The sequence below is a fragment of the Seleniivibrio woodruffii genome (assembly GCF_029267515.1).
Lineage (GTDB): Bacteria > Chrysiogenota > Deferribacteres > Deferribacterales > Geovibrionaceae > Seleniivibrio > Seleniivibrio woodruffii_A.
Genome location: NZ_JAJUIS010000001.1, coordinates 181,121 through 193,748 on the forward strand (window position 1 = coordinate 181,121; position 12,628 = coordinate 193,748).

A 12,628-nucleotide genomic window follows, 5' to 3' on the forward strand; every position below is an offset into this window, starting at 1 on the left:
TATGGGCAGAATATTTGAAAAATATGCACAGAAATTCCCCAAATCAAAAGAGTTGTATGAAAAGAGCCGTACTCTTTTCCCTAACGGCGTCTGCCACGACATAAGAAACTATCCTCCCTTCCCGGTGGTTACGGACCGCTGCGAAGGCATACACATGCACGACGTTGACGGAAACATTATAATCGACCTCTGGATGGGGCACTATGCAAACATCCTCGGACACGGCACCGAAGCCCAGAGAAAGGGAATCGAACGCGCCTTGACCGCAGGCGTTCACCACGGGACACTCAACAGATATCAGATTGAATATGCAGAGATGGTTCAGCAGGCGGTTCCCGAACTTGAATCAATGCGACTGTGCACATCAGGCACCGAAGCCACCATGTACGTCACCCGTGTTGCACGTGCCTTCACCGGCAGACACATCATCGTTAAAGCAGAGGGCGGATGGCACGGCGGTAACTCCGTATTATCAACCGGCGTCGTTCCTCCGTTCGTAAAGGATAAAAACGCACCCGAAGGGCAGAAAACCGTCACTGTGCCTTACAACAACGTTGAAAAGACAGCGGAAATACTCCGCTCATACAATGACGAGATAGCCGCAATAATCATAGAGCCCATGATGGGTTCCGGCGGCGGTATAACTGCAAGTCCCGCATATCTGAAACTTCTGCGCGACTTCTGCGACCTGACAGGAACTCTTCTCATCTTTGATGAAGTTATCACAGGTTTCAGATTCCGCTACGGCAGCATATGGAATATTCTCGGTGTTAAACCTGACCTTTTCACATTCGGCAAAGCGGCGGCAGGCGGCATACACATAGGTATTTACGGCGGACGCAAAGATGTTATGGACACCATAACCGTACAGAAACTGTTCGTCGGCGGAGGAACCTATTCCGCAAATCCGGTGGCTATGTGCGTAGGTATAGAAACTCTGAAGGAACTGCAAAAGCAGGATTATGAAAAACTTAATGCCGCAGGAGATGCTTTCCGCGCGAAACTGGTCTCCATGACGGCTAAACTCAGCTATCCGTCATATGTCACAGGCTTCGGCTCTTTCTTCTGCGTACATTTTACCGACGAAAGATTTGACGTGATTACTCCTCAGATCGTAATGGCAAACAGCGACAAGGACCGCGAAAACCTTTTCAAAGCCGCCATGCTTATAAATAATGTGTTCACAATGCACTCAGGCGGTGCATTTTCATTTATGCATACGGACGAAGTGACGAATAATAAACTTACAGAGGCGTACAGGAAATCGTTTGAAATGATATAAGCCTCTTCGGGGGTCAATTGGCTTACATACGGAAAAAAGCCGCCGCCATAAAGTATGACGACAAAACAGATAAGGTGCCCAGACTAATTGCGAAGGGCAAAGGACTTGTGGCGGACAATATCATTGCGAAGGCGAAAGAACACGGAGTATATATCAAAGAGGATAAAGACCTTGTGGAAGCATTATCCACACTGGATCTGTTTGACGATATACCTGTCGAACTGTACAAAGTCGTTGCCGCGCTGCTGGCGGAGCTGTACCGCATCAACGGAAGAATAAAAGAACAGAAAGCTCAGGCGCAGGCACCCGTCACTCCTCCAGATGTTCCTTGATCCGGCGTAGAAGTATCTCTATCTTTTTATCTTTTGTAAAGTATTCCTCGGCATACAAAGACGCGAAGTTTCTTTTATATTCTTCATATGCGGTGAGCAGAAAAACGACCTGTCCGTCCTTGACCGCTTTGATATCCTTTAAAACCTCAAGCCCAGACCTGTCCGGCATGTTAACGTCGAGAAGCACAAGGTCATATTCTCCCGCACGGAATTTTTCCAGCCCGCTTGTTCCGTCTTCCGCTGTGTCAACACTGAATCCCTTTTCTGAAAGCAGATTCTGATAATGCTCCCGGATGTGTTCTTCGTCGTCGATAATAAGTATTTTTTTCATTCCTGTTCCCTCTTAGGCAGAAGAAGCGTAAAAACAGCTCCTCTCTGAGCATCGGAAACATAAATGTCTCCGTCGTGCGCCCGCATAATCTTTTTACACAATGCCAGTCCTAAACCGGTTCCTTCCTTTTTATTGGTGAAAAACGGCTCAAATATCTTTTCCCTAAGCTCCGCCGCAACCCCGTGCCCTGTGTCGGCGACGCTGACGGTAACGTAATTTTTACTCTCGGACGCTGTGATAATAAGGTCTCCGCCTTTTTTCATCTCCTGAACGGCGTTTGTAACGAGGTTCATAAGCACCTGCTGCAAAAGTCCCCTGTCTGCATCAACATACATCCCGTTTCCGATATTTACAACGATATTTATCTGTTCAAACGAGAGGCAGTTTTTCAGAAACTGAATCACCTCTTCCGTAAACTGCACCAGATTAATCTTTTCATATTCAAGCTCAACCCGCTTTGTATATGAAAGGATGTCCCCGACTATCTTTTCCAGCCTGTTCACTTCAGACTGCACGATGCTTATCCAGTGGTGCTGGTCTTCTGAGAGACCGCCCGCCTGCTCAACACGCTTCGCAAATCCTCCGATGGCTATCAGAGGGTTTTTAAGCTCATGAGCAACTGTGGCGGAAAGGCTGCCTATCTGAAGCAGGTTGTCGTTGTTGGAAGATATGCGCTTCGCTTCGTCCAGCTCCGACCTTACCAGTTCAAGCTGTTTCACAGCTCTGAAATACTCAATTGACAGTGAGCAGATGTTACCGAAAAGCCTGAGCGCATCTTTGTCCGCTCTGGAATATGTCGGCTTGCAAACCATAAGAACACCGATCGGCTTACCGCCAATGCCCAGCGACGAAACCAGAACTTCATCGCAGAAGTATCTTTTCAGCGGATCGTATTCATCGGATGAATTAAGGTCAATGGTATCGGTCTTGTCGAAAAACATAATGTCTGAGAGCCTGTTTTTAGTTTCAAAGCCCACTTTCAGGTTGCGGAACAGAGTAACGTCTATTTTCATGTCACTGTTGCAGAATATTCCGCCGCGCAGTTCAAGTAAGGCCTCGTTAAGAAACATTATTCCGGCTCTTCCGAACTGTCCGTTTATTATAACAGACGAAATAAGCTGGTGCAGAACTTCGTCCAGATTTTTTCTGTTCGTTATCGTTTCAAGTATTTTCGCCCCGGCGACAACCCTTGAAAGAGCTGCCCCGAAAGGTGCAAAACTGTATATGTTTATTATCTTTTTAAGCATTTCCGTCTGAGCTTCAGACGGGAATATCTGCTTGTTCGTGAAAACGGACGCAGCACAGCCGCCGGAAACAAGGCTGTATTCCGTCATTTCGGAAGAGGTGTTTCCAGTGTGAAGAATGGTTCCTTCCGTGTCTCTCACCAGAAGACCTTTAATCTCGGTTTGCAGGACGGATTCGAGTAAACCAAGAAGGTCTTGAGTCGCTGAACGCCCCATTGGCTGCTCCGATAGTTGAAAATAAAACAGGGGAACGTCTTTTCAGACGCTCCCCTTGCGATTTGTTATTGTTTCAGTGCTGCATGAGCTGCCGCAAGCCTTGCCACGGGAACGCGGAAGGGGGAACAGCTTACGTAGTTGAGTCCCGCTTTCTGACAGAATGCTATCGACTCAGGGTCGCCGCCGTGTTCGCCGCAGATGCCTGTTTTAAGATCTGCCCTGATACTGCGTCCTTTGCTTACGCCCATTTCAACAAGCTGACCGACGCCGCTGACATCAATGGAGACAAAGGGGTCTTCTTTATATATCCCTTTCTCAACGTAGATGGGCAGGAATTTGCCCGCGTCATCACGGCTTACCCCCAGAGTTGTCTGGGTGAGGTCGTTTGTTCCGAACGAGAAGAACTGTGCGTGTTCTGCTATCTCGTTCGCTGTGAGCGCCGCTCTGGGAAGCTCTATCATCGTACCGACGAGGTAATCCAGCTTAACGCCGTATTTTGCTATTACCTCCGCGGCAACTTCGTTTGTCATATCTTTCAGTATCTCAAGCTCTTTGTATGAACCCACGAGAGGAATCATAACTTCCGGTTTAACAACCTTGCCCTGTTTAACAAGCTCACATGCCGCCTCGAAGATGGCATAGACCTGCATTTCATAAATTTCGGGGAAGGTGAGACCCAGACGGCATCCTCTGTGACCAAGCATCGGGTTGAACTCGAAAAGCTCAGTCGCCTTAGCTTTAAGGTGGTCTGCGGAAATACCGGAGGCCTTGGAAACGCGCTCAATCTCCTCATCTGTGTGGGGGATGAACTCGTGAAGAGGCGGATCCAGCAGACGGATTGTTACAGGCAGCCCTTCCATTGCGGTGAACAGTCCGAGGAAGTCCTCTTTCTGATAGGGTTTAACCTTCGCAAGTGCCTTTCTGCGTCCCTCTTCGTTGTCAGCAAGTATCATCTCGCGCACGGCATCGATACGGTCGCCGTCAAAGAACATGTGTTCCGTACGGCAAAGACCGATCCCCTCCGCTCCGAAATCCCTTGCCACTCTTGAATCATGGGGGGTATCAGCGTTTGCGCGCACGCCGAGGGTTCTGAATGAGTCTGCCCATGTCAGTATCTCTGCGAACTCGCCTGAAAGTTCGGGTTCTATAAGTTTCGCCGCGCCGAGTATAACCTCGCCTGTGGAACCGTTTATGGTTATGATGTCACCCTCTTTAACGGTGGCGCCGCCGGCGGTGAAGAATTTCTGTACATCGTTGATGCGTACCGCGCCGCAGCCTGCGACACAGCATTTTCCCATGCCTCTGGCAACAACAGCCGCGTGGCTTGTCATACCGCCTGTGGCAGTAAGGATACCCTGTGCGGCGTGCATACCGCCGATATCTTCGGGTGACGTTTCAGCACGCACAAGGATAACTTTTTCGCCCTGTGCCGCCCAGCTTTCAGCCTCTTCCGCAGTGAAAACGACCTTTCCAACAGCCGCGCCGGGAGAAGCGGGAAGACCTTTTGCGATAACGTCGTATTTAACGCTGGTATCTATCATGGGGTGCAGAAGCTGGTCAACCTGCTCCGGAGCAACACGGAGTACAGCCGTTTTTTTGTCGATAAGTCCTTCCGCAACCATGTCGAAAGCGATCTTAACAGCCGCTCTTGCGGTTCTTTTGCCTGTTCTTGTCTGGAGCATGTAAAGAGTTCCCTTTTCAATGGTGAACTCAATATCCTGAACGTCTTTGTAGTGGTTTTCCAGTTTTTTATAAACTTCTTCAAGCTGTGCAAAGACTTCCGGCATAGCTGTTTTCAGTTTCGCTATGGGTTCCGGGGTTCTGATACCCGCAACAACGTCCTCGCCCTGTGCGTTCACAAGGTATTCGCCGAAGAACTCTTTGTCGCCTGTGGAGGGGTTACGGGTGAACGCAACACCTGTTCCGCAATCGTCGCCCATGTTTCCGAAAACCATGGACTGCACGTTTACTGCAGTTCCCCAGTCGTCGGACATTTTGTTTATTTTTCTGTAGGTTTTCGCTCTCTGATTGTTCCATGAGTCAAAAACCGCATCGATAGCATATCTGAGCTGCTCTTTGGGATCCTGTGGAAATTCCTTTCCGATCTCCTCAACAACAAGAGCCTTATACTTTTTAACAAGTTCTTTGAGATCTTCTGCGCTGAGTTCCGTATCCTCTTTAACACCTCTGGTGTTCTTCATATCCTTGAGAATATGTTCAAACTGGTGGTGTCCTATGCCGAGAACAACGTCGGAGAACATCTGGATAAATCTTCTGTAGCTGTCGTAGGCAAATCTGGCATTGCCGGAGGACTTCTCAAGTCCCTTCACAGATTCGTCTGTCAGACCGAGGTTAAGAACCGTGTCCATCATGCCGGGCATGGACACTCTTGCGCCGGAACGCACGGAAACAAGGAGAGGATTGTTTATATCCCCGAATTTTTTGCCCATAGCAGTTTCAAGCTCCGCAAGAGCAGAAAGAACCTGATCCCAGAGTCCTGCGGGATAGCTTTTGCTGTCTTTGTAAAACTGCACACACGCTTCTGTAGTGATGGTAAAACCGGGAGGAACAGGTATGCCTATGCTGGTCATTTCTGCCAGCCCCGCCCCCTTTCCGCCGAGAAGGTTTTTGTTCTTGCCGTCTCCTTCCGTGCGACCTTTACCGAAAAAGTAAACCCATTTGGTGCTCATTGCGATAAACCCCCTGTTATATGATTTTTGTCAGATCGCCCAGCAGATTGAACAGACCTATCAAACGGTTCAGCAAACTTAATCTGTTCTCTTTCACTTTCTCGTCCTTCGCCATTACCATAACGTTTTCGAAAAAGCGGTCAACAGGACCGCTGAAAGTCAGAAGCTGGGTCATCGCCTCAGTGAAGTTCTCTTCACACACCTCTCTATTAATACCGGCGGACTTGGTGTCTATCAGCCCTGCCAGTTCCCTCTCGAAATCTGACTCAAAAAGTGCCGGATCATACTCTGTTCCGGTATGTTCGCTCTTTTTGAGGATATTATTGATGCGTTTGTATCCTGCGGCAATGCTTGCAAACTCCGCTGTCTCTCTGTATTGCGCAAGAGCCTTTGCCGCTTTCTCTATTTTGATTATATCACCCGAAATGCCTGCTGCACAGTCAACACAGTCCGCTGTCAGCCCCTCGGAAGTGAGCATCTGACGGAAACGCTGAATTATGAAGTCGTTAACGGCATCCACAGTTTTCTGTTTATCGAATTTTATAAAATCCGTAAGAATTTCCGCACTTTTTTCCACCATAACAGCAATATCGGTGCGAAGTCCTTTCTGGCGGATGATGTTCAGTATGCCGATGGCATTTCTGCGGAGCGCGTAGGGATCCTGATTTCCCGTTGGGATAAGCTCAACTGCGAAACAGCCCACGATTGTGTCCAGTTTGTCCGCCATTGAAACAAAAGCACCCGCCTCTGTGACAGGCAGGTCGTCCCCTGCGAATCTGGGCATATAATGTTCGTCTATGGCAGCCGCCACAGTATCATTTTCGCCCTGAAGTTTCGCATAGGTCTTACCCATAATACCTTGCAGTTCGGGGAACTCATATACCATTGAACTGAGCAGGTCAGCCTTGCAGAGGAATGCTGCGCGGTCCGTATCCGCCTTTGCTGCGGGAGCAAACTGCTCCGCGAAATAGACTGCCAGCCTGCGGAAACGCTCCATCTTCGCATATGAAGTGCCGAGTTTTTCCTGATATGTAACCTTTTTGAGCTCTTCAACGTGCTTCTCAAGGGGATAAGCCTTGTCGTTCTCCCAGAAGAAAGCCGCGTCGGCAAGTCTTGCGCGCAGAACCCTTGCATAGCCCGCCTTAACAACAGACGGGTCTTTGGGTTCAGTGTTTGAAACGCCGATAAACCTGTTTACAAGTTTGCCTGATTTATCCGTTACATAGAAATATTTCTGGTGATTTTTCATAGAGGTGATGAGAACTTCGGCGGGCAGAGACAGATATTTTTCCTCGAACTCGCCCATGAGCGAAACGGGGTATTCCACGAGTCCCGCAACGGTGTCCAGCAGACCTTCATCAAGGTCAACCCTGTATCCCGTCTCCTTTTCAATATCCGCGACCTGTTTTTTAACAAGATCTTTGCGCGCCTGAGTGGAAACGATTACACGGGCTTTTTCAAGCACTGACAGGTAGTCCGCGAAATCCTTAACGGGAAACTCCGTATTGAAATGTATGCGGTGTCCCATGGTGGTGTTGCCGCTTTTTGTGCCGTCTATTTCAAAGTTGATGACCTTTCCGCCGAAAATGGCAAGGAACCAGTGAACAGGTCTTGCATAGCGGAAGGTACCGTCGCCCCATTTCATTGATTTTTTGAAGGGGATACCCTTTATTACGGCAGGCACAAGAGTTTCAAAAAGCTCTGTTGTGTCAACGCCTTTAGTCTTTTTAACACCGCTGAGGTATTCACCCTTTTCCGTGGTCTCTTTTTTCAGGGTGGCAAAATCGAGTCCTTTTGACTTCGCAAAGCCTTCGCCGGCTTTTGTGAGCTTGCCCTCTCCGTCAAAAGCTACGGAAGATGGAGGACCCATAATGACCTCTTCACGGTCGGGCTGTTTTTCGCTCAGTCCCGTGATGTGTATATAGCTTCTTCTGGGTGTTCCGTCGGACTCCACAGATGTGAACGGAACCCCTTCCTCTGTAAGTTTTTTTGTAAATTCTTTGACAAGGTATTCGCTGGTTCCCTGAATGAACCCCGCAGGTATCTCTTCGCTACCTATTTCAAGCAGAAAGTCGGGCATAGTAACACCTAAAGATGATTATTTTAGTCCTAGCATCCTACAATAGATTCAGATAATTTCAAGAAGTTTATACCTAACGGAAAGAAAGTTGTGAAAAAGACTGCGACACCATGTCGCCAACGATTTAGAGGATAGGTTTTATCAATACGCGGATAGAAAAAATGAAAACACAGACTGCTTCGCCTGCGGCTCGCAGAGACGAATGAACGTCTTTGCGAGGAACGCAGTGACGAAGCAATCTCACATATTATACGAACGAATATTTCAGAGTCTTTTCAAGCTCTTTCACCTGAGGCAGACCGTTGAGAAGTTCCGCCAGAGAATCGTAGCTGCCCTCTATGAAGGCTTTTCTGGCATTGGGCTTGATTTCAACGGCGTATTCTTTGCCGTTGAACTTCACTTTGCAGCCATCAACGTCTATAACCATCTCTGCGGCGGGGTTAGCCTCAACCTCTTTCATAAGCTCGTCGCGTACAGCCTTGCCTGCCACTACGCATACGATGCCGAGGGTTGTGCAGTTGCCGAAGAATATCTCCGCATAGCTTCCCGCGATAACAGCGTTGAAGCCCGCACGTTTGATAGCCTGCGGTGCGTGTTCACGGGATGAACCGCAGCCGAAGTTGTCACCTGATATTATTATGGATGCGCCGACAAACTGGGGTTTGTCGATGGGATGTCCGATGGATTTGCCTTCGCTGTCGAAACGCACGTCATAAAAAAGCTGACCGCCCAGCTCGTCAAACACCACGCATTTCAGGAATCTTGCTGGTATGATGCGGTCTGTGTCTATATCGTCGCCCGGAACGGGGACTGCTCTTCCGACTACTTGTTTGATAGGTCCGAGACTCATGATCAACATCCGATTCCGAATACTTTTCTTGCGTCTGTTATGGTGCCTGTGACAGCAGCCGCAACAGCCATTACGGGAGAGACGAGGAGTGTTCTGCCTGTGGAGGAACCCTGTCTGCCCTTAAAGTTTCTGTTGGATGTGGAAGCGCTTATCTGTCTGCCCACAAGTTTGTCGGGGTTCATTGCAAGACACATTGAACAGCCCGGCTCGCGCCATTCGAAACCTGCCTCGATGAAAATCTTGTCCAGACCTTCAGCCTCCGCCTGTTTCTTGACATTATAGGAACCGGGTACCGCCAGCGCGCGAACGCCTGCCGCAACCTTGCGACCTTTGGCATATTTCGCAGCCTCGCGGAAATCTTCGATTCTGCCGTTTGTACAGCTTCCGATGAATACAACGTCGACTTTCTTTCCGTCCATCTTATCGCCTGCGGCAAAGCCTGTATACTCAAGCGCCTCAGCCATAACCTCGTTGGTAACAGCGGGAATGCTCTGTGAAATGCCTATCGCCTGTTCGGGTGTGATGCCCCATGTCACCATTGGTTCGATGTCTTCGCCTTTGAAGGTAACAACGTCATCGTATACCGCGTCGGCATCTGACTTCATACTGTTCCAGTATGCAACCGCCTTGTCCCAGTCTTTGGGCGCGTAGGGTTTGCCTTTCAGGTATGCGTAGGTGGTTTCGTCGGGGTTGATGTAACCCACTCGTGCGCCGCCTTCGATAGCCATGTTGCAGACAGTCATTCTGCCTTCCATGCTCATGTTTTTGATAACATCGCCGCAGAACTCGTATGCGTAGCCGATACCGCCGTTAACGCCGAGCTTGCTTATTATATAGAGGATAACGTCTTTTGCATAAACGCCCTCGTTGAGTTTGCCTGTAATCTCCACCTTGCGCACTTTAAAGGGTGCTATGGACATTGTCTGCGTAGCCAGAACGTCGCGAACCTGTGAGGTTCCGATGCCGAACGCGATAGCGCCGAATGCACCGTGTGTCGCCGTGTGGCTGTCTCCGCAGGCTATGGTGGTTCCGGGCTGGGTAACGCCCTGTTCAGGACCGACGATGTGCACAACGCCCTGACGCTCTGTTTCGGGGTTAAAGAAGGTTATGCCGTTCTCTTTTGTGTTGCGCTCGATAGCCTGAAACATCTCTTCAGCCATGGGGTCTGCCAGCGGTCTTTTGCGCGCATCGCCCTCTGTCGGGATGATGTGGTCAACAGTTGCGAATGTCCTTTGAGGAAATGCAACTTTGATGTTCAGCTCTCTCAGCATGGCAAAAGCCTGAGGGCTTGTTACCTCATGGATGAGGTGCATGCCTATGAAAAGCTGGGTCTGTCCGTTGGGAAGCACACGAACTGTATGAGCATCCCAAACCTTTTGAAAAAGGTTCTTTCCCATATATACACTCCTTAATCTCTTATCTCCCTCTTTGGCAAAAGAGGGATTAAGGGGGATTTACATTATAAATCAAATCCACCCCGACCCTCCTTTTCTAAAGGAGGGGGGAATTTTGGTCTATGATTCTGTACAATACTCCCGCATATGTCAAATGTAAATAGGAAAGTTTGATTAGCTTTAACAAAGTTAAGGGAAAATAGAAAGGGAGGCAATTTTGCTCCCCTTTATTAAGTTTAGGATTCCAGCCCGAATGGAATTTCTGAAACATTGACAGAATTGTCATGATCTTTTGCAGACTCGTCATTCGGAAACATGGAGTCATTTTCATCAACATACTCAACAGTGCCGATCGTACCATCCTCGAAAACTATTTCTTTTGAAATCGTAGCGCCGTCGGAAACAGCATTATCAAAATCTATTTCTTCATCGGCAAGCTCTTCTGATTTAATCAGAGGCTCCATTCCAGTCAAATCTTCATTTTCATCTACATATTCTACTGTACCGACTGTTCCATCATCAAAAATAATGTTTTTGGATTTTATACTGGAAGTTCCATCAGATGTTGGCACCGAAGAATCACCGCATCCCAAAATTAAAAAAATTAAAAAAAAGTAAGTCACTACTATTTTTTTCATTTTGTCGTCCTTAGTAGTTCAATTTAAAATTATAGTTGTAAGTGTACCCGTTATATTTGATTTTGACATAGTTATTCCCACTTGTGTATTTGCCTTTAGGAATCATCCATTGATGAATCCTTCCTGCCCTGAGGTTGCCACAATACATGACCCCAGGTGTTTTCCATGTAAGCAGATTATAGTTGTTCGCAGTAAATGTAATGGATGGCGTATCTGGCGCTCCTACTACAAGGGTATAAAAAACAGCATAGCCATTTTTATCAATCACAAAATTATCCTCTGATAAATAAGTCTTTCCATCTGAAAATGGTGAAATTAAGCGGTGAATTTTTGTATTGTTTGCCGATGTTATACCAGAACAATAAGAAGTTAAATCCCCTTGCCAACGGCTCGCAGAGTGTGCCGAAAAACTAGCCATAAGACAGACAGTCAAAAACAAAATAATTTTTTTTCATACAAAACCTCCAATAATTGATAAAGAAAAATACAACTAAATTAGCATATACACAATTACTGTGATCTCATCTTCGTGAACTTTTATCCGATACTGTTTATATTAACAAATGAGGTTTTTTTATGGAAATTTCCGGCAGTAATTATGCATCTTCATACATATATTCCAACACTGCATACAAAGCGGAAAGTGTAGTACCTCCTCAAACAGAGGACGGCAAGACCGTTGTAATCATGACACAGCAGACGGAACAATCAGGCAATCAGTCAATTGCAAACCGTCTTGAAGAGATAATAAACCAGAAAGAACAGGAACCGGATCAGCCACAAGAGATAGAAAAACAATTATCAGATACACTTAAAGCTGAAATGACCGACGAAGAATACATCGCATCACTTGAAAAAAAGATGGAAGAAGCAAAAACACAATCACTTGATAAGCTCGCCGAACTACTCCAGCTTCCGGATAAAAACATGATAGATCAGGTTGATACTGACGATGTGGAAGATTTCATCTCCATGTTCAAGATAAAATATATCGAAACAGGAGATGCGAGACCTGTTTTCAACAAAACTTTCGATAATGTGGAAGACTTCTGGAACTACAAGCTCAAAGGCAGTTCCGCAGAAAATCCGCAGGCAAACGGCACAAACAGTCTGCGAGGCAAGGATCAGCTATATATGGACGGTCATCTTTACAAAGTAACCTACGTTGACGAATCTAACACCCCTGACGGAAACAAGTTGCTGAAAGATGCAAATCCGGCTGCATTGCAACAGCTTGTAAAATATTGGGATGAAGGAAGTGTTGGACAGTTAAATGAATCTTTAATAATGACAAAAGCAATGAAACCATATTCTGGTGTTTATGATGCCTCACAAGATACAAGTGCAAAAGACGCGTTTTGGAACAGAATAGGCAAAACTTTCACTACCTCTGCATACGGAACTTACGGTAACTCTTTTTTTGACCTTATGAATGAGTCATACATGGCATCGCACACCGAACTTATTACAAATGATTTTGCGTTCCTTGAATTTGACATGAACGACTTTACTCAAAACTCCGGTGAAAAAATGCATCTCTTTCAAGGTAAAAGAGCCGTCAGAATATAACA

General features: G+C 47.1%; 11 protein-coding genes. 3 read left to right on the plus strand and 8 right to left on the minus strand.

From position 1 onward, the window contains the following. The first annotated feature begins 1 nt into the window (after position 1). Positions 2-1,282, plus strand: coding sequence for an aspartate aminotransferase family protein (locus Q7P67_RS00855; RefSeq protein ID WP_303849751.1), 1,281 nt, complete (start codon positions 2-4; stop codon positions 1,280-1,282). A 17-nt stretch (positions 1,283-1,299) separates the two neighbouring features. Continuing rightward, positions 1,300-1,614 carry an EscU/YscU/HrcU family type III secretion system export apparatus switch protein gene (locus Q7P67_RS00860; protein WP_303849753.1) on the plus strand — a complete coding sequence of 105 codons (315 nt, stop codon included), beginning with the start codon at positions 1,300-1,302 and terminating at the stop codon, positions 1,612-1,614. On the opposite strand, the gene Q7P67_RS00865 is transcribed toward Q7P67_RS00860, so the two are convergent. The 8 genes from Q7P67_RS00865 to Q7P67_RS00900 all read right to left on the minus strand — a co-directional run bounded on the left by Q7P67_RS00865 (position 1,592) and on the right by Q7P67_RS00900 (position 11,475). Then, complete coding sequence (locus Q7P67_RS00865) at positions 1,592-1,945, minus strand: response regulator (protein WP_303849755.1); 354 nt, start codon at positions 1,943-1,945, stop codon at positions 1,592-1,594. The genes Q7P67_RS00860 and Q7P67_RS00865 overlap by 23 nt on opposite strands. Beyond that, positions 1,942-3,405, minus strand: coding sequence for a PAS domain-containing sensor histidine kinase (locus Q7P67_RS00870; protein ID WP_303849757.1), 1,464 nt, complete (start codon positions 3,403-3,405; stop codon positions 1,942-1,944). Before Q7P67_RS00870 ends, Q7P67_RS00865 begins: the two co-directional genes overlap by 4 nt. Positions 3,406-3,470: 65 nt before the next feature. Beyond that, complete coding sequence (gene ppdK, locus Q7P67_RS00875) at positions 3,471-6,095, minus strand: pyruvate, phosphate dikinase (protein ID WP_303849758.1); 2,625 nt, start codon at positions 6,093-6,095, stop codon at positions 3,471-3,473. Positions 6,096-6,111: 16 nt separating this feature from the next. Then, complete coding sequence (glyS, locus tag Q7P67_RS00880; RefSeq protein ID WP_303849760.1) at positions 6,112-8,175, minus strand: glycine--tRNA ligase subunit beta; 2,064 nt, start codon at positions 8,173-8,175, stop codon at positions 6,112-6,114. 247 nt (positions 8,176-8,422) lie between these two features. Then, positions 8,423-9,025, minus strand: a complete 603-nt coding sequence (gene leuD / locus Q7P67_RS00885; RefSeq protein ID WP_303849762.1) for a 3-isopropylmalate dehydratase small subunit — start codon at positions 9,023-9,025, stop codon at positions 8,423-8,425. A gap of 2 nt (positions 9,026-9,027) precedes the next feature. Then, complete coding sequence (gene leuC / locus Q7P67_RS00890; RefSeq protein ID WP_303849764.1) at positions 9,028-10,422, minus strand: 3-isopropylmalate dehydratase large subunit; 1,395 nt, start codon at positions 10,420-10,422, stop codon at positions 9,028-9,030. Between the two features lie 233 nt (positions 10,423-10,655). Further along, a complete protein-coding gene (locus Q7P67_RS00895) occupies positions 10,656-11,057 on the minus strand; it encodes a hypothetical protein (protein WP_295224235.1) in 402 nt (133 codons plus the stop codon). A gap of 10 nt (positions 11,058-11,067) precedes the next feature. After that, a complete protein-coding gene (locus Q7P67_RS00900) occupies positions 11,068-11,475 on the minus strand; it encodes a hypothetical protein (protein ID WP_303849768.1) in 408 nt (135 codons plus the stop codon). Between the two features lie 158 nt (positions 11,476-11,633). On the opposite strand from Q7P67_RS00900, the gene Q7P67_RS00905 reads away from it, so the two are divergent. Next, positions 11,634-12,626 (plus strand): hypothetical protein, encoded by a 993-nt coding sequence (locus Q7P67_RS00905; protein ID WP_303849770.1) that lies wholly within the window; start codon positions 11,634-11,636, stop codon positions 12,624-12,626. Positions 12,627-12,628: the final 2 nt, after the last annotated feature.